The 17851-nt window shown below is 75.0% G+C and carries 14 protein-coding genes and 1 pseudogene; 5 read left to right on the top strand and 10 right to left on the bottom strand.

Annotated features, from left to right (window positions below):
- Nucleotides 1-114: 114 nt before the first annotated feature.
- Nucleotides 115-909, bottom strand: a complete 795-nt coding sequence (locus ACFV4F_RS04480; protein ID WP_380500400.1) for a transglycosylase family protein — start codon at nucleotides 907-909, stop codon at nucleotides 115-117.
- Between the two features lie 582 nt (nucleotides 910-1491).
- Between ACFV4F_RS04480 and ACFV4F_RS04475 the strand changes: the two genes are divergently transcribed.
- Both ACFV4F_RS04475 and ACFV4F_RS04470 read left to right on the top strand, forming a co-directional pair.
- Complete coding sequence (locus ACFV4F_RS04475; RefSeq protein WP_380500399.1) at nucleotides 1492-2376, top strand: hypothetical protein; 885 nt, start codon at nucleotides 1492-1494, stop codon at nucleotides 2374-2376.
- 256 nt (nucleotides 2377-2632) lie between these two features.
- Entirely contained in the window at nucleotides 2633-3370 is a 738-nt protein-coding gene (locus ACFV4F_RS04470) for a hypothetical protein (RefSeq protein ID WP_380500398.1), read from the top strand.
- Between the two features lie 172 nt (nucleotides 3371-3542).
- Here the strand turns inward: ACFV4F_RS04470 and der are convergent, their stop codons facing one another.
- The 4 genes from der to ACFV4F_RS04450 all read right to left on the bottom strand — a co-directional run bounded on the left by der (nucleotide 3543) and on the right by ACFV4F_RS04450 (nucleotide 8223).
- The gene (gene der / locus ACFV4F_RS04465) at nucleotides 3543-4997 is read right to left on the bottom strand and encodes a ribosome biogenesis GTPase Der (RefSeq protein ID WP_380497618.1); all 1455 of its coding nucleotides are present in this window, start codon (nucleotides 4995-4997) and stop codon (nucleotides 3543-3545) included.
- A gap of 163 nt (nucleotides 4998-5160) precedes the next feature.
- Entirely contained in the window at nucleotides 5161-5898 is a 738-nt protein-coding gene (gene cmk, locus ACFV4F_RS04460; RefSeq protein WP_359965486.1) for a (d)CMP kinase, read from the bottom strand.
- A 125-nt stretch (nucleotides 5899-6023) separates the two neighbouring features.
- A complete protein-coding gene (locus ACFV4F_RS04455) occupies nucleotides 6024-7082 on the bottom strand; it encodes a DUF4419 domain-containing protein (protein WP_380500397.1) in 1059 nt (352 codons plus the stop codon).
- A gap of 55 nt (nucleotides 7083-7137) precedes the next feature.
- Nucleotides 7138-8223 (bottom strand): prephenate dehydrogenase, encoded by a 1086-nt coding sequence (locus ACFV4F_RS04450; protein WP_380445373.1) that lies wholly within the window; start codon nucleotides 8221-8223, stop codon nucleotides 7138-7140.
- 374 nt (nucleotides 8224-8597) lie between these two features.
- Between ACFV4F_RS04450 and ACFV4F_RS04445 the strand changes: the two genes are divergently transcribed.
- The 3 genes from ACFV4F_RS04445 (at nucleotide 8598) to ACFV4F_RS04435 (ending at nucleotide 12968) form a co-directional block, all read left to right on the top strand.
- A complete protein-coding gene (locus tag ACFV4F_RS04445; protein ID WP_380500396.1) occupies nucleotides 8598-10982 on the top strand; it encodes a DUF4139 domain-containing protein in 2385 nt (794 codons plus the stop codon).
- A gap of 2 nt (nucleotides 10983-10984) precedes the next feature.
- The gene (locus ACFV4F_RS04440; RefSeq protein ID WP_380500395.1) at nucleotides 10985-12529 is read left to right on the top strand and encodes a mucoidy inhibitor MuiA family protein; all 1545 of its coding nucleotides are present in this window, start codon (nucleotides 10985-10987) and stop codon (nucleotides 12527-12529) included.
- A gap of 76 nt (nucleotides 12530-12605) precedes the next feature.
- Nucleotides 12606-12968: a DUF952 domain-containing protein gene (locus ACFV4F_RS04435; protein WP_380445376.1), complete on the top strand. Its 363-nt coding sequence runs from the start codon at nucleotides 12606-12608 to the stop codon at nucleotides 12966-12968.
- Nucleotides 12969-13032: 64 nt separating this feature from the next.
- On the opposite strand, the gene ACFV4F_RS04430 is transcribed toward ACFV4F_RS04435, so the two are convergent.
- The 5 genes and pseudogenes from ACFV4F_RS04430 to ACFV4F_RS04410 all read right to left on the bottom strand — a co-directional run.
- Nucleotides 13033-14016, bottom strand: coding sequence for a helix-turn-helix domain-containing protein (locus ACFV4F_RS04430; RefSeq protein ID WP_380445377.1), 984 nt, complete (start codon nucleotides 14014-14016; stop codon nucleotides 13033-13035).
- 213 nt (nucleotides 14017-14229) lie between these two features.
- Nucleotides 14230-15498 carry a pseudouridine synthase gene (locus ACFV4F_RS04425; RefSeq protein ID WP_380500394.1) on the bottom strand — a complete coding sequence of 423 codons (1269 nt, stop codon included), beginning with the start codon at nucleotides 15496-15498 and terminating at the stop codon, nucleotides 14230-14232.
- Nucleotides 15498-16154, bottom strand: a complete 657-nt coding sequence (locus ACFV4F_RS04420; protein WP_380446365.1) for an SMC-Scp complex subunit ScpB — start codon at nucleotides 16152-16154, stop codon at nucleotides 15498-15500. Before ACFV4F_RS04420 ends, ACFV4F_RS04425 begins: the two co-directional genes overlap by 1 nt.
- A 362-nt stretch (nucleotides 16155-16516) precedes the next feature.
- Nucleotides 16517-17380: a segregation and condensation protein A gene (locus ACFV4F_RS04415; RefSeq protein ID WP_380446359.1), complete on the bottom strand. Its 864-nt coding sequence runs from the start codon at nucleotides 17378-17380 to the stop codon at nucleotides 16517-16519.
- Between the two features lie 134 nt (nucleotides 17381-17514).
- Nucleotides 17515-17811: pseudogene (locus tag ACFV4F_RS04410) on the bottom strand (hypothetical protein); the annotation flags it as partial.
- Nucleotides 17812-17851 lie beyond the last annotated feature (40 nt).

Below are 17851 nucleotides of genomic sequence, written 5' to 3'. Positions count from 1 at the left end.
CGAGCGCCTTCTGTGCGCTCCCCCGGGCGGCCGCCCCGGGGGGCGCGGGCGGGCCCCGCGGGGGCCGGGCCGGCCCCGGGGCGCCCCCGCGGGGGGGGGTCACACCGATCTACGTCAGATGCTCAGGACCTGGCCCGGGAAGATCAGGTCCGGGTTGCCGCCGACGACCTTGGCGTTGTTCTTGTACAGGTCGTGCCAGTCGAGGCCCTGCGCGGCGGCGATGGCGCTCAGCGTGTCACCGGACTTGACGGTGTAGCTGCCACCCTTGGCCGGAGCAGCCGGAGCAGCCGGAGCGACGGGCTTGGCGTCGTTCGAGCGGTTCCAGGACTGCGCGCCCTTGTCGGCCTTCGGCGCGGCCTTCACGGCGGCGTCGGCCTTCGGGGCCTGGGTGGGCTTCGCGGCCGGAGCGGCCGGAGCAGCCGGCTTGGCAGCCGGAGCAGCCGGCTTCGCGGCCGGAGCGGTCGGCTTGGCGGTGTTCGCGCCGGCCGAGGTGTCGACGGCGGCCGGGGCCCCGCCCTTGGTTAGGCCGGCCTTGGCGGAGCACACGGGCCAGGCGCCCGGGCCCTGCGAGGCGAGGACCTTCTCCGCGACGGAGATCTGCTGCGCCTTGGTGGCCTGGTTGGCCTGCGAGGCGTAGGCGGTGCCGCCGAAGGCGGCCCAGGTGCTGGAGGTGAACTGCAGGCCGCCGTAGAAGCCGTTGCCAGTGTTGATGGCCCAGTTGCCGCCGCTCTCGCACTGGGCGACGGCGTCCCAGGTGGAGACGGGGGCGGCGGAGGCCGAGGTGGCCGTGACGAGGCCGGCCACCGGCAGGGCCGCGACGGCGGCGCCCGCGACGACCGCCATGCGCACGCGGTTGCGCTTGGTGGCGGTGGAGGTGGTGGCAGCGGCGGTCTCGTGACGGAAGGTCATGGGGTTCCTCTCGACAGCCCCGGGCGGGCAGGCGGAACCAGGCCCTGGAAGGGGCCGCGTTCCTTGCCGCGTCCGTCGGACGGCCGTGCACGTGTCGGACGTGCCGCTGCCGCCCCGGCCACCCAGCCGCTCGCCGACGACCTGTTCGAGCGGTCGCGTCGGCGGGCACGTGCCGCTGCCGGTGCGGGACCGGCGGGCTGTGCGTCGGGGGTGAACCCGGGTGGCGCTCGTTGCGCCGTCCAAGAAGCTACGAGGCGGTCGGCGGGGAAACCAAAACTCGAACGGTCTGCCCAGCTCACGCAAGGGTTACCAGCGGTAACGACAACACAATCCTGCCCGAATTGTCCGTTTTGGCCACTACTTCCAAGATCAAACATCCAGGCCGGGTGACCTACCTCACGGTTTCATTCCGGCAGGCCCGCCCACGACATCGACACATTGCGACCACAGGAACACGCACTGCGGTCGGATCCGGGGCAATTCCCGTCAGCCTCGACGACCACCCGTGACGCCTGACACAGGGGTCCGTTGGTTATGGCGACCTCCCCGTAACCGCAATCAAGACCCACTCCAGGAGACCCTGTGCCGCGCATGCTCGACGTCAGCGACGAGGTCCGGTCCGAGATCGGCGACGACGAGGCCGACCGCCTCCTCGGCGGCGACCGCGCACCCGACAGCTACGAGTGCACCTCCTGCCGCACTCCCGGTGACACCTACTCGGACCCCACCAGCACGGTGCTGTTCGTGGGAGACGAGACCGCCGTGCTCGCCTTCGCCCACGCCCGCTGCATCCCGTCCCAGGTGGTGCCGGTGGCGGAGGAGCAGCTGGCCGGAGCCGTCCGCAGCATCAACCAGGCCCAGACCGACACGCCGGGCCTCCCCGCCGTCAACGCGCCCGCGCCGTCCGCCGTGGTGACGCCCACCGCCCCGGTCCCCGCGGCGACCACCCCGGCGCTCGGCGCACCGGTCGCCGACGACCGGCCCAGCGCCCCCGGCCAGGCCGCCATCCTCGGCATCACCTGCGGCCTGGTGCTGCACGGCAAGGTCGGTCACGCGTCGCTCGTGGTCGAGCCGACCGGGCCGGTCGGCCGGCCGGGCAACACCACCGGCGAGGACGAGTTCCTCGACCTGCTCCAGGACGCCGGCTTCCAGCCCGTCGCCGACCTCGACGAGACGCCCGACCAACTCCCGGGCTGGTCGGTCCTGGTGGCCATGGGCAAGCTGCACGCGATCCTGCAGCCCGCGGCGGCGGGCGGCAGCACCGGCTGGTGGCAGGCGCACCAGCCGCTCCAGGTGACGGACGCGTGGCGGCTGGCCGCGAGTCAGCTGTCCGAGGTGACGATGTACGCCGTACCGGCCGGGACGGTCGGCCGACAGCCGCGCGAGGACCTGCTCCGCCAGGCGCTGGAGCGCGCGGTGTCGATGGGCCGGGTCGTCGCCGCCTCCCTCCCGCTCGCCGGCACCTGAGCCGTACCCCCGCCCCACGCCACCCCACGCCACCCCACCCCACCGCGCCGCCCGGCCCGCGCCCCCGCGCATCGACCACCCCACACCGCAGCACGCCGCAGCACGCCGCAGCACCCCGCAGCACCCCGCAGCACCCCGTACCACCCCGGCCCGACGCCCCCACGGCCGGAAGGCGGCCCTCCGATCGGCATAGGCCACCTTCCGGCCGGGTCCCCCGACCCCGCATCCCCGGACGACTTCGCTCGTTGGCCCCTGTGTGTACAGCTACGACGTCTCCGCGACCCCCGGCAGGACCGCCACCGTCCCCCGATCGATCCCGGGCATGCGCCCGTCGTACGACGCCGAGCACCCCCACTCGACGACGCCGATCTACGACGAGCTGTACTCCGAGTACCGGCGGCTGTTCCGCGCGCTGCCGGGCGACCGGTCGGGCGAGGAGGACCTGAAGTTCACCGGCTTCGCGATCCGGGAGGGGTACCCGCTACCGGTGGACCCGCGGTCGTACCCGCAGCAGCAGGCGTTCCAGACCTACGGGGGCCAGGCGGCGGGCCTGCCGCAGTTCATGCCCGCCCAGCAGGCGAACCCGCACCCCGCCAACCCCACGAGCGACGGCTACGGACAGGCCATGCAGCACGCCACCGGCCACCACCCGACGGGACACCACACCACCGGACACCACAGCACCGGGCACCAGACCACCGGAAACCACCCGGTCGGCCCCCACGCCACCGGCCATCACCACATCACGAACCACCACCCCGGCGGGCACCACCAGCCGAACGGCCACCAGGTCCAGCCCGCACCGCAGTTCACCAACGGCCAGGGATGGGTGGCCGCCGGCTTCCTCGGCTCGTCGGGCCAGGTGCCCCACCCGATGCCCGCGCCGCCCCCGGTCCCGTCCCCGATGATGGGCACGGCCCCGTCCGCCGCCGCCGGCGGACGGCACCGGCAGATGCTGTCCCTCCCGCCGGGCCGCATGGGCGACCACCACTGACCCGCCGCCCGAACCGGGCCGGGCACCACCGGGCACCACCGGGCACCACCGAACGACCCGACCAGGCACCACCGAACGACCGAGGGCCCCGCCGCCGAAGCGACGAGGCCCTCACTCGCGAAGGTGCGCGGGCGCCTACGGCCCCACGCACCAAGCGGTGCCGGTGCGACTACTACTTCTTCTTGTTGCGCTTCTCCCGCACGCGCACCGAGATCGAGATCGGCGTCCCGACGAAGCCGAACTCCTCGCGCAGCCGGCGCTCGATGAAGCGGCGGTAGCCCGCCTCCAGGAAGCCCGAGGCGAACAGCACGAAGCGCGGCGGACGGGAGCCCGCCTGGGTGCCGAACAGGATGCGCGGCTGCTTGCCGCCGCGGATCGGGTGCGGGTGGGAGGCGACGAGCTCGCCGAGGAAGGCGTTCAGGCGGGCGGTCGGGATGCGGGTCTCCCAGCCGTCCAGCGCGGTCTCGATCGCCGGGACGAGCCTCTCCATGTGCCGGCCGGTCTTGGCCGAGACGTTGACGCGCGGGGCCCACTGCACCTGGACGAGGTCGCGCTCGATCTCGCGCTCCAGGTAGTAGCGGCGCTCCTCGTCGAGCTGGTCCCACTTGTTGTAGGCGATGACGACGGCGCGCCCGGCCTCGACGGCCATCGAGATGATGCGGGTGTCCTGCTCGGCCAGGGTCTCGCTGGCGTCGATCAGGACGACCGCGACCTCGGCCTTCTCCAGCGCGGAGGCGGTGCGCAGCGAGGCGTAGAAGTCGGCGCCGGCGGTGAGGTGGACGCGGCGGCGGATGCCGGCCGTGTCGACGAACTTCCAGGTCTTGCCGCCGAGTTCGATCATCTCGTCGACCGGGTCGCGGGTGGTGCCGGCCAGCTCGTTGACGACGACGCGCTCCTCGCCGGCGACCTTGTTGAGCAGGCTGGACTTGCCGACGTTCGGGCGCCCGATCAGCGCGACGCGGCGCGGGCCGCCGGGGGCGGCGCCGCCGAAGGTCTGCGGCGGGGCCTCGGGCAAGGCGGCCATGACGGCGTCGAGCAGGTCGCCGGAGCCGCGGCCGTGGAGGGCCGAGACGGGGTACGGCTCGCCCAGGCCGAGGGACCACAGGTAGGCGGCCTCGGCCTCGGTGGACTGGCCGTCGACCTTGTTGGCGCACAGGACGGTCGGCTTGCCGGCCCGGCGGATGATCTTGATCAGGGCCTCGTCGGTGTCGGTGGCGCCGACGGTGGCGTCGACGACGAACAGCACCGCGTCGGCCTGCTCGATGCCGAGCTCGGCCTGGGCGGCCACCATCGCGTCGATGCCGAGGACGTCGATCTCCCAGCCGCCGGTGTCGACGACCTTGAAGCGGCGGCCGTTCCAGCTGGCCTCGTAGCTGACCCGGTCGCGGGTGACGCCCGGCTTGTCCTCGACGACGGCCTCGCGGCGGCCGATGATGCGGTTCACGAGGGTCGACTTGCCGACGTTCGGGCGGCCGACGATGGCCAGCACCGGCAGCCGGAGGTGCTCGGCGGCGTCGAGGCCGTACACGTCGTCGAGGTCGAAGCCCTCTTCGGCGGCGAGGGCCATGAACTCGGCGTACTCGGCGTCGTCCAGCTCACCGTGGCCGGTGGCGTGCTCTGCGGTCATGTTCGTCTGTTCCGTTTCCCGGCCCGGCCCTTCCCAGGGGCGCGCCGTGCGTACCTGCCCCGCTCGGGGCAGCGCGAGTACTTCTCCTGCGGCACCTCGGCGGTGCCGCAGTTCGTTCGGGATCACCCGGGGCCGGAGCCCGGCGGGCCACCCCCATGAAGGATCACACCGACGACAGGCCGGCCCGCTCCTCCACCAGGGCGACGATCCGCCCGATGACCTGCTCCAGCGTGAGGTCGCTGGTGTCCACGAGGACCGCGTCGGCGGCCTGGGTCAGCGGGGCCGTCTTCCGGGAGGAGTCGGCGGCGTCCCGGCGGGCGAGGTCGGCGGCCATCGCGGTGATGGTCGCCTCGTCGACGCCCTTGGCGCGCAGCTCGGCCGCCCGGCGCTCGGCACGGGCGGTCTCGGAGGCGGTCAGGAAGATCTTGACGGTGGCGTCCGGGAACACCACGGTCCCCATGTCCCGGCCCTCCGCGACGATGCCGCGCTCGGCGACCCCGGCGCAGCCGCGCTGCAGCTCGACCAGCCGGGTGCGCACCGCCGGCACCGCGGACACGGCGCTGACCCGCGCCGTCACCTCGGGGCCGCGGATCGGGCCGGACACGTCCTGCCCGTCCACGGTGATGGTGGGCCCGTCGGCGTCCGTCCCCGACACGATCACCGGCTTGCCGCACGCGACGGCCACCGCCTCCGCGTCGTCCGTGTCGACGTCGTTGGCCAGCATCCACCAGGTCATCGCCCGGTACATGGCACCGGTGTCCAGGAAGCTCAGGCCCAGCCGGGCGGCCACGGCGCGCGAGACGGTCGACTTGCCCGAACCGGAGGGTCCGTCGATGGCGACGACGACCGGGGCGTGCGCTCGGTCGGCAGTGTCCACGGGGTCGAACCTCTCTCTGAGCATGGGATCCGGCGCCTGGACGGCCAGTGGGCAGGCGTTGAACAGGCATGCGGCCGGGGATTGTCTCCCTCAAGGTTAATGGACCGGCGCGGGCCCCCGCCCCGCCAGGCCCGACCGCCCCGACGGCCCTACCGCCCCAGCAGCTCCACGACCGCGTTCCCCAGCCGGGGCCGGACGTACTCGCCGTCCCGCTCGATGCCGAGCACCCCGCCCAGGAAGGCCATCGTGAGCTGCCCGTCCGGCCTGCCCCACGCGAAGGGCACCGTCGAGACGTGCGACGGAAAGGCGTTCTCCTCGAAGGACAGCCCCCGCCACCCGAAGACCGTCCGCGGCTCCGGACCGGAGGGCCTCCGGGTGTGGGCGAAGAAGGCCGTGATCCACCCGGAGACGAGGTCCCCGCCGGAGTCCGACCGCCACTTGTACAGCGAGCGCCAGAACTCCTGGTCCACCGGCCAGCCGGCCGCCGTCCGCGCCAGGACCCTCAGCACCGGGCGCAGCTCCGCGAACCAGGGCGCGAGCGGCTCGAACCACGGCGCCAGCTCGCCGACCCGCTCCGCCAGCAGCGCCCAGTCGTTCGCGGTCCCCTCCAGGCGGACCCGGGGGATGCCGCACAGCGTCTCCCACCGGAACTCGTAGTAGGGGCTGACGACGTCCATCAGCGCGACCAGCACGGACGAGACGTCGTCCGGCGTGGTCGTCGAGAAGTCCGGCCGGAACAGCTCGACGAGTTCCGCCCCCACCGCCTCCGCCAGCGGCTCGCGCACCAGGCGGATCGACGCGGCCCAGTCCGGCTCCGGGCCCAGCAGGGAGTTGTCCCGGACGACGATCGGACGCTTCTCCCCCGACGGGTCCGCGCCGAACACCCCCGCGTACAGGTCCGCGTTCAGGCGCACGTGGACGGCCACCTCGTGCACCACCGCGTACCAGAGCACGTCCGGCGACAGGCTCAGCGGCAGGTGCCCGCAGAACGCGACGTGCGCCGCCCGCAGCAGCAGGCTCCACGTCGGCTCGTCCCCGGCCGGCCGCTGCCGTTCCGCCGGGGCGGCCAGCAACGAGACCGCACTGCGGTGGTGGAGGCGGAACTCCCCACCCACCACGGCCGCCAGGAACGCGTCGTTCCCGACGACGTCCAACTCCCCCACGTCGCCCGGCTCCTGGCCTTCACCGAGTGGTATCTCGACGATCACGACAGCTCCCCCGCGCCCCTCGGCCCCGCACGCTCTGCCCGCTCTTCCAGGGCCCTCAGTCCCGCACGCTCCACCCGCTCGCCCGCAGCGCCGCCGTCAGCGGCTTCACGGCCGCCGGGGCGACGGACAGCTGGACGAAGCCGACCTGCTGCCCGTCGGAGTGCTCGATGACGACGTCCTCGATGTTGACCCCGGCCGCGCCGACCTCGCCGAAGAGGCGGCCGAGCTCGCCGGGCTGGTCGCCGAGGACGACCGACACGGTCTCGTACCGGGTGGGCGGCGCGCCGTGCTTGCCCGGGATGCGGGCCTGCCCGGTGTTGCCGCGCCGCATGACGGCCTCGATGCCGGCCGCGCCCGAGCGGCGTTCGGCCTCCTCGGCGGCGTCCAGGGCGCGCAGCGCGGTGACGGTCTCGCCGAGGTCCGCGGCGACCTCCTCCAGGATGTCGGCGACGGCGCCCGCGTTGGCGGAGAGGATGTCGACCCACATGCCGGGGTTGGAGGCGGCGATCCGGGTGACGTCCCGGACGCCCTGCCCGGAGAGCCTTATCGCCGTCTCGTCGGCGTGCTCCAGCCGGGCGGCGACCAGCGAGGACACCAGCTGCGGGGCGTGCGACACGAGTGCGACCGCCCGGTCGTGCGCGGCGGCGTCCATGACGATCGGCATCGCGCCGCACAGCGCGACGAGCTCCAGGGCGGCATTGAGCGTCTCGGTGTCGGTGTCGGCGGTGGGGGTGAGCACCCAGGGCCGGCCCTCGAAGAGGTCGGCGCGGGCGGCCAGCGGGCCGGAGCGCTCACGGCCGGCCATCGGGTGGCTGCCGATGTAGTGGACGGTGTCGCAGCCGAGCGCGGCGACCTCGGCCCGCGGGCCCTCCTTGACGCTCGCAACGTCGGTGTACCAGCGGGCCAGGTTGCGGCGCTGGCAGTCGGCGAGCACCTTGCCGACCAGCGCGGGCGGGACGGCGATGACCGCGAGGTCGACCGGGCCGTCGGCGGGTTCGGTGGTGCCCGCGCCGAGCGAGGCGGCCGTGCGGGCGGCGTCCGGGTCGGCGTCCTCCAGGTGGACGGTCAGCCCGCGGCCGGTCAGGGCGAGGGCGGCGGAGGTGCCGATGAGTCCGGTGCCGACGACGACGGCAGTGCGCATGGCGGGTCGCTCTCCTTCACGGGCCTGTTCACGGGCCTGGCCGGCGGGCCGGGGTGTGCTCGCCCCATCCTCTCGCATGGCCCCCGCCCTCGCGCCCACCACCCACCCCGCCACCACAGCGACCCGTCCCACCACCGGACAGAACCACCCCGCCACCACAGCGACCCACCCCACCACCGGACAGAACCACCCCACCACCACAGCGACCCACCCCACCACCGGACAGAACCGCCGACACCCGGCCCCCGTCCCACAGAGTGCACACGCCACCGCGCGGGCGAATTCCGGAGACGCCCGCCCGGAAGCGGGGCAGACTGGCCGCCCGAGCAGAGACCGTCGGCGCAGGCGGCAGGACGCGAACGAAGGGGTTGCGCATGGACGATCAGCACAGTGGCGAGGTCCAGCGGCGGAAACCGGCGGCCGTACCGGCGCACCCGTCGGTCCTCGACTCGGTCGTGGTGTACGCCGAGGGCGCGGTCTGCCGCCGCCGGGCCACCGTGCCCGTCCCGGCCGACGGCCGCCTGCGGCTGACGGGCCTGCCCCGCACGCTGGACGGCCGCTCGCTGCGCGCCCGGGTGCTCGCCGGCCCGGCCGGCACGGCCGTGACCGAGGCGCGCGTGGAGCAGCTCGCCGAGATCCGCGACGAGTCCGAACTCCCCTCCCTCCGACGGGAATTGGACGAGGCCAGGGAGCACCTGAGCGCCCTCGTCGAACGCCACCGCCTGGTCCTCGCGTCGATCGCCGAGACGAGCGACCTGCGCGCGGTGCCGCCGCAGCGGCGGCGGCCCGACGAAGTCCTGCGCCGCACCCCCGCCGACGCGTGGCTGGAGCTGGCCGAGTTCGTCGACGAGCGGCTGGCCGGGCTCCAGGCGCGCGCCGAGCAGCTCACCCGGGAGATCGAACTCGCTGACCATGCCTGCGAGTTGATCAACGACCGGCTGGAGCGCGCGTCCACCGCAGGACCGTCCCACCCGGTGGAGACGGCCACCACCGTCCTGCTCACTCTGACGACCGCCCCGGCCACCGCCGGCGAACCGTCCACGGCCGCACCCACCCCCGCCGGCACCCCCACCGCCGACGAACCGGCCACCGCCACACCCACCCCCATCACCCCCGCCACCCCCGCCCACCTGGAGATCGAGCTGGAGTACGGCGTCGCCGCCGCCCGCTGGATCCCCGCCTACCGGCTGTCCTACCGGCACGGCGCCGACACCGGCCGCCTCGTCCTGCGCGCCTCCGTCGCCCAGCAGACCGGCGAGGACTGGACGGGCGTCCGCCTCGCGCTGTCCACCGCGGACCTCGACCGCCGCACCGACCTGCCCAGGCTGCGCTCGCTGCGGATCGGCCGCAGCCAGCCCGCGCCGCCGCCGTCCGGCTGGCGCGAGCCCCCGAGCGGTCTGTCCGACCTGTTCTCCGGCTACGACGCGGCCGACGAGCTGCCCGGCAGGCCCCGGCCCCGCGGCGGCGGCCCGCTCGCCGTCTCGGCGCCGATGCCCAGCCCCCCGGCCTGGCTGCAACAGCCCCGCCCGTCCGCGCCCCAGCCCGCGCCGCCCGGCCGCCCGGGACGCGCCGCTCGCCCCGGCGGCAGTCCGTACGGTGTGAGCGGGCGCGGCGGCGGCACCCTGGACGCCGCCGACGGCGACTACCCGCTGCCCGCATCGCCGCCCCCGCCCGGCCCCGGCTTCGCCGGCTACGGCGGCGCTCCGGTCCCCCAGTCGGGGCCCCCGGCACCGGTCGCGCCCGGCGGCCCCGCCCCCGCCGCCTTCGGCGCCCCGGCGCCCGTGCCCGGAGCCGCCCCGGCCGCCCGGTCCGCACCGCCCGAGGCCATGAAGCGGATGGCCCACCGCAAGCGCGCCGGCGCCGTCGAATCCGCCGACGTCTGGAACGACGGCCCGCCGACGGCCCACGGCGGCCTCACCCCCGCCGCGGCCCTGCTCGACTACCCTGAGCTCGTCCTGGCCGGCCCCGACGAGCCCGCCGCCCGCCGCGGCACCCTCCGCCCGCCCGCCGCCGCCCCGGACACGGGCCCCGGCAACCCCGGCGCCCTCGGCGGCCTCGGCCGCGTGCGCGGCCTGCGCCTGCCCCGGCACGCCGTGGCGCCGCGCGTCTCGGCCGGCTCCTTCGACCACCGCTTCGACGCCGCCGCCCCCGCCGACATCCCGTCCGACGGCACCTGGCACACCGTCACGGTGGACGAGATCCCGCTGTCCGTCCGCCCCGAGTACGTCACCGTCCCCGCCGTCGAGGAGAAGGTGTACGCGACGCTCGTCCTCGCCAACCGCACCGACCGCGCCGTCCTGGCCGGCCCGGTCGAGGTCACCGTGGACGACGAGTTCCTGCTCACCGCCGCCCTGCCCACGCTCGCCCCCGGCGGAGTGCGGCGGGTGGGCATCGGCGTCACCGAGAGCATCGAGGTGGCGCGCCGCACCGAGCTGCACGAGGCCGCCGCGGGCAAGCTGAACGTGCTGAACAACAGCACCGTGCTCGACCACCGGGTGCACGTCGAACTGGCGAACCGGCTCGGCCGGGCCGTCACCGTCGAGGTCCGCGAGCGCGTGCCGGTCTCCTCCGACGCCGAGATCCGGATCGAGGAGCGCGCCGACTGGCACGCCCCGACGGTCCCGACCCCGGAGTGCCCGCCCAGCAGCCGACTCTGGCGGGTCGAACTGCCCCCAGGCGGGCGCGCCGAGCTCGACGGCGGCTACCAGATCAAGATCCCGGCCGGAAAGGCCATCGTCGGCGGAAACCGGAGGAACTGAGAATGACCGGAACCATCCCCCTCCCCGTCACCGCCGTCACCTGCCTGGAGGACCGCAGCCAGGTCGAGCGCACGACGACGGTCGACCTCGTCGCGGGCGTCCAGCGCCTGCGCCTGGGCCCGCTCACCGCGCTCGCCGTGGACCGCACCCTGCGCGCCGAGAGCGGCACCCCCGGCAGCCGCGTCCTGGACGCCCGCCTGGTGCGCAGCTGGACCCCGCGCTCCCCGCAGCCGCCGGGCCCGGAGGACTCCGAACTGCGCCACCGGCTGCACGAACTGGACGCCGAGACCCGGCTGACCGACCAGGCCCGCGCCCGCCTGGAGGCCCGGCTGGCGCTGCTCGCCCAGCTCTCCGCCGACCTCCTGCGCGAGGTCGGCGAGGGCGCCGGCGTCGGCGAGGTCGAACGCGCCCGCTGGACGCGCGAGCTGGACCGGGTGGACGCCGAGCGCGAGCGCCACGGCGAGGAACTGCGCGCCACCCGCTCCCGGCTGCGCCGCCTGGAGGAGGAGCGCTCGCAGGCGCTGACCGCGCTCGACGAGGCCGAGGAGGAGCCGGCCGAGCTGGTCGCCCACCTGGACCTCACCGTCGAGGCCGCCTCGGCCGGCCCCGGCACGCTGACCGTCAGCCACCTGGTGCCGTGCGCGCTCTGGCGCCCGTCCTACCGCGCCACCCTCGCCGGCGGGAGCCTGCGCCTGGAGTCGGAGGCCGTCGTCTGGCAGCGCACCGGCGAGGACTGGACCGGCGCGCGGCTCACCTTCTCCACCGCCCGCTCCGCCCTCGCGACCGCCCCGCCCGCGATCACCGAGGACGTCCTGATGCTGCGCGAGCGCACCACCGAGGAGCGCCGGACGGTCGAGGTCGAGCTGCGCGAGGAGACGGTCGGCACGCTCGCCCCGGACGCCGCCGTGCCGGGCGTGGACGACGGCGGCGAGGTCCGGGTGCTGCCCGCGCCCGCCCCGGCCACCGTGCCGTCCGACGGCCGGGCGCACCGGGTGCCGCTGGGCGGCTTCGACGCACCGGCGAGCAGCGAGTACGCGTGCGCGCCGGAGCTGTCCCCGCTGGTCACCCAGGTGGTCCGGTTCCGCAACGCGGCCGGGCACCCGCTGCTGGCCGGCCCGGTCGAGCTGGTCCGCGGCAGCGGCTTCACCGGCCGGGGCGAACTGCGCTTCACCGCGGCCGGAGCCGAGGCCGAGCTGGCGTTCGGCAGCTCGGACGGCTACCGGGTGGTCCGCGAGACCGAGGAGCGGCAGGCCACCGCCGGGCTCACCGGCCGCCAGACGACCACCCGGAAGGTCCGGCTGCACCTGTCCCGGTTCTCCGGCCCGGAGGAGCGGGACGAGCAGGTCGTCACGGTCCGCGAGCGGGTGCCGGTCTCGGAGGTGTCGGCGGTGGAGGTGCGGCTGCGCAAGGAGGAGTGCACCCCGGCCCCGGACGCCTTCGACGCCGAGGGCATCGTCCGCTGGGACGTGCCGCTCGGCCCGGGCGCCCGCCGGACGGTCACGCTGGTGTACGAGGTCTCGGCCTCCTCGAAGGTGGCCGGACTCTGACACCCGCGCCGGAGTGACACCGGATCAGCACCAGCCCGCTCAGCACCAGAGGGACCGAACCGGGTACAAAAGGAACATGATCCTCCACCTCGCACCCCTGGACGACTGGCTGGCCGACCCCGGCCGCCCGTACGCCGCCGCCTCGCTGCTCACCGACGGGTTCATCCACTGCTCGGCGGACGAGCGGACGGCGCTCGCGGTGGCCAACCACTTCTTCGCCGACGCCCCCGATCCGCTGATGGTGCTGCTGATCGAGGAGTCGCTGGTGGAACCGATGGTCAAGTGGGAGGCCCCGCACGGCGCACCGCCGCCCGGGGCCACGCCCGGCGTGCAGTTCCCGCACATCTACGGCCGGCTGAACCGGTCCGCCGTGGTGGGCCTGGAGAAGGTCCTGCGCGGCCCGGACGGCCGCTGGGCCTCCCTCACGCCCTGGAGCTGAGCCCGCAAGAGCCGGGCCCCGAAGCCGGGCCCCCGAAGCCGAGCCCCGGAACCAGGCCGCGGGCTCACAGCCACCCGCGCTCCCGCGCCGCCATGCCGGCCTGGAAGCGGGTGGTGGCGCCCAGCGCCCGCATCAGGCTCTGCAGCCGGCGCTGGGTGGTGCGGGCGCTCCAGCCGAGCGAGCGGGCGATCGACTCGTCGGTCAGGCCGGCCGCCAGCAGGCCCAGCAGCTTGCGGTGGTCGGCCGCCGGCTCCAGCGCCGTGTCCGTCGCGCCGATCGCGGCCTGGAGCTGGACGGCCCGCTCCCACTCGGCCTCGAACAGGGTGTCCAGCGCCTGGAGCAGCGCCGAGGGATGGATGACGTAGGCGGCGTCGAGGACGCTGTCGCCGACGCTGATCGGGATGATCGCCATCCGGTCGTCCGAGATGATCATCTTCATCGGCAGCGTGGGCCGGACCCGCGCCTCCTCGCCGTCCGCGACGCCGACCAGGATGTTCTTCTCCAGCCGACCCGGCCAGGCGACCGCCTCCCGGTCGTAGATGGTCCGGAAGCGCAGCCCCTCGCGCAGCCGGTCGCGCTGCGTCGGCATGAGCCCCACCGGGTCCTGGATGTACGGCGGGCAGTCGAAGCCGCGCACCTGGTACTGGCTGGTCTCGGTGATGTGCTCCAGCCGCTGGGCGATCGCCTCGCCGCCGGTGAGCACCTCGACCGAGTGCGCCGGGTCGGTGTAGCGCGACGCCTCCCGGAAGGCGTCCATCAGCCGGTGCATCTCGGCGCGCGCGTGGCGCAGTTCGGACTCGCGGTGGCCTATCAGGGTCCCGATCGCGACGTCGGGGGCGACCGGCAGGTAGCGCTGGCGGTCCACCGGCGCGCGGGTGGCCATGCCCTGCTGGGCGAGCCGGTCGAGCGCGCGCACGCTCTGCTGGAGGGTCAGCCCGCAGGTCTCGGCCAGGTCCTCCGCGGTGGACTGCGGGTTGGCCACCAGCGCGGCGTAGACCTGCCCGTCCGGCTCGGCCAGTCCCAGTGCGCTGAGTGGTGCATCGGACACGACGCGGTCTCCCCCTGTTCGCCCCCACCGGCGCCCGCCCTGGCGCACTCCCGCCACGTGGCGCGGCGGTGGTCAGATGGCCATCCTCTGCCACGGATCACGGCGCTGACAAGGCCGTGACCAGCGGGTGCGTCCCGGCTCACACACACGCCGGAGGGTCCCCCGCCACCACGGGCGGGAGACCCTCCGGAGAACTGTCGGTGAACCGGGGCCCTACAGGCCGACCTCGTGCATCAGCTGGCCGACCTCGGGGTTGGTGAGGCGGCGCAGCCAGCCCGACTTCTGGTCGCCCAGCGCGATCGGGCCGAAGTGGGTGCGCACGAGCTTCTCGACCGGGAAGCCGACCTCGGCCAGCATCCGGCGCACGATGTGCTTGCGGCCCTCGTGCAGGGTGACCTCGACCAGGTAGTTCTTGCCGACGTTCGAGATGACCTTGAAGCTGTCGGCGCGGGCGTAGCCGTCCTCCAGCTCGACGCCCTGGGCGAGCTGCTTGCCCAGGTCGCGCGGGATCGGGCCCTGGATGGCGGCCAGGTAGGTCTTGGTCACGCCGTACTTGGGGTGGGTGAGGCGGTGGGCCAGCTCGCCGTGGTTGGTGAGCAGGATGATGCCCTCGGTCTCGGTGTCCAGGCGGCCGACGTGGAACAGCCGGGTCTCCCGGTTGGTCACGTAGTCGCCGAGGCACTGGCGGCCTTCCGGGTCCTCCATGGTGGAGACGACGCCGGCCGGCTTGTTGAGCGCGAAGAACAGGTAGGACTGGGTGGCGACGGTCAGGCCGTCGACCTTGATCTCGTCCTTCTGCGGGTCGACGCGCTTGCCCTGCTCGGTCACGGTCCTGCCGTTGACCTCGACGCGGCCCTGCTCGATCAGCTCCTCGCAGGCGCGGCGGCTGCCGATGCCGGCCCGGGCCAGGACCTTCTGCAGGCGCTCGCCCTCGGGCTCGCCGAAGGTCTTGGGCAGCTTGACGGCGGGCTTGTCGTGCCGGGCGAGGACGGCGTCCTCGATCCTGGCCTGGAGCTCGCGCGAGCGCTGCGGCTGACGGCGCGGGTCGCCCGGGGCACCCTGGCCCTCGCGGCGCGGGCGCGGCGCCGGGCCGGGGCGCCGGCCGGCGAAGCTGCCGCGGGCGGGGGTGGCGTTGGGGCCGCCGCCGAACTCGGGGCGGTCGTAGCGCCGCTCCTCGGGCCGCAGCGGGCGGTCCGGGAAGCGGCGGTCGTCGCGCCGGTCGTCGCGCCGGTCGTCCCTGCGGTCGTCGCGGCGGGGGTCCCGCCCGGACGAGCCGGAGCCGCCGCGCGAGCCCGCGCCGCCGCCGTAGGAGCCGCCCCGCGAGCCGCCGCCGTACGAACCGCCGCCGGACGAACCGCCCCGCGAGCCCGAGCCGCCGCGGCCGCCGCCGCCCCCGTAGGAGCCGCCGCCCCGGCCCCCGCCCTGTCCGCCGCGACCGCTTCCGCCGCCGCTGCTGTTCCTGCCGTTGCCACTGCTACGCATCAAAGTGTCCGTACGTCGTTCCGTCTGGGATGTGCGGTCGTTTCGGCCGACCTCACCGCCCCCTGCCGATCGTGCTCAGCCCGACCGGCCTCGCCACTGCCGTCCGCGGCCTGCGCGGCAGCGGCGGCGACCGCCTCCGCGATCATCGTGCCCTCCAGGGACTCCGCTTCCACGTCGTCGACCTCGGGCAGGAAGGGAGCGAGCTCCGGCAGCTCGTCCAGGCCGCGGAGCCCCATCCGTTCCAGGAAGTAGTTCGTCGTCCGATACAGGATCGCACCTGTTTCGGGCTCGGATCCGGCCTCTTCCACCAGTCCTCGCTGTACCAGGGTACGCATCACGCCGTCACAGTTCACACCACGGACGGCCGAGACCCGCGATCTGGACACCGGCTGACGGTAGGCGACGACCGCCAGGGTCTCCAGCGCGGCCTGGGTGAGCCGGGCCTGCTGGCCGTCCAGGACGAAGCGGTCGACGGCCGGGGAGCAGGCGGCCCGGCTGTAGAAGCGCCAGCCGCCGGCGACGTGCCGCAGGTCGAAGCCGCGCCCCTGGGCGGTGTACTCGGCGGACAGCCCGCGCAGGGCGTCGGCGATCTCGGTCCGGGGCCGCTCCAGCACGCCGGCCAGCCGGTCCTCGGTCACCGGTTCCTCGACGATCATCAGGATCGCCTCTAGCTCGGCCCGCAGCCCGACGCCGGGCGCCCCGGCCTCCCCGACGCCGGGCGCCCCGACCTCCCCGGCTTCCTCTGCGTACTCGGCCTCCGCCGGGACCGCCGGCACGTCGGAAGTCGGCGGAGCCGACTTCTGGTGCACCACACGCGCCCCCGCCACGCGCACCTCAGCCACCGGCTCCGCCATGGGCGCCTCAGCCACGCGCGCCCCGGCCACCGGCTCCGCGGCCCGCTCCGGCTCGTCCGGCACGAGCTCGAAGACCGGCTCCAGCCACTCCTCGGCCCGCGGCCGCCCGGGCAGCCCCAGCCGGCGGCGTTGCGGCCGCCCGCCGCCGTCCGCAGACGTCTCCGTCACCCGTCCTCCTCCTTCTCCCCCGCCGGCCGGTCGAACTCGTCCGTGACCTCCACCGCGCCGCGTCCCGGCTCGGCCACCCACCGCACGGTCAGCTCCCCGAGCGCCTCCGGCTGCTCGAAGGCGAGCGCCTGCTCGCGGTAGAGCTCCAGCAGCGCGAGGAAGCGGGCCACGACGACCAGGGTGTCCGGCGCGTCCGCGACCAGCCGCCGGAACGACGCCTCGCCCAGCTCCGTGAGCAGGGCCGCCACCAGCCCGGCCTGCTCGCGCACGCTGACCGGCGGGGTGTGGATGTGGTCCACGTACACGACGGGCGCCGGCTTCGGCTCCATCGCCTTCGCCGCGAGCTGCGCGAGCCGCTCAGCGCCGATGGTGATCACCACCTCGGGCAGCAGCTCGGTGTGGTGCGGCTCCAGCCCGGCGGTGCGCGGGCGCAGGCGCAGCTCGGCGGCCCATCGCTCCCCGAACACCTCGGCCGCCCGCTTGTACGCCCGGTACTGCAGCAGCCGCGCGAACAGCATGTCGCGCGCCTCCAGGAGGGCGAGGTCCTCCTCGTCCTCGACCTCGGCGGCGGGCAGCAGCCGGGCGGCCTTGAGGTCGAGCAGGGTGGCGGCGACGACGAGGAACTCGGTCGCCGCGTCGAGGTCCCAGTCCGGGCCCATGGCCCGGATGTGTGCGAGGAACTCGTCCGTCACGGTGGCCAGCGCCACTTCGGTGACGTCCATCCGGTGCTTGGCGATCAGGCCCAGCAGGAGGTCGAAGGGGCCCTCGAAGTTGTCCAGCCGCACCCGGAACCCGCCCCGCGACCCGTCGTCGGTCCCGGGGCTCGCGGTGGTGGCAGGCGGTTCGGTGGTGCTGGGCATGGCGTTCCATCTTCACCCGGCCCCGGCGCCCGCCCCGCCCCGGGGCCGTCGACACGCCGTGCGCCCGAATCCCCGGGGCGCCCCGGGGACGCCCGCCGAGGCCCGGAGGGCCCTTGGCCCTGGCCCTGGGGCCCTCAGCGACCGCGCAGGCGCCGCACCAGGATGGAGGCCTCGCCGCGCTGCTCCAGGTCCGCCAGGACGACCGCGATGGCCTCCCGGACGATCCGCCCGCGGTCCACGGCCAGGCCGTGCTCGCCGCGCAGCACCAGCCGGGTGTGCTCCAGGTCCATGAGCTCCTCGGCGGACACGTACACGGTGATCTTCTCGTCGTGCCGCTCGCGCCCGCTGGGCCGCCGCGGCGCGCGGCCGCGCGGGCGGGCCCGTCCGGCGGTGCCCGCCTGCTCCTCGGCGGTGGCGGCGTGCGGGGCGGCCGCGGGGGCGCCGGGGTGTGTCTTTTACACTTCTGTCGCT

It is taken from the genome of Kitasatospora sp. NPDC059722 (genome assembly GCF_042733235.1).
Taxonomy (GTDB): domain Bacteria; phylum Actinomycetota; class Actinomycetes; order Streptomycetales; family Streptomycetaceae; genus Kitasatospora.
Note: the sequence above shows the minus strand (reverse complement) of the source record. Positions and strands in the feature narration are given on the sequence as shown.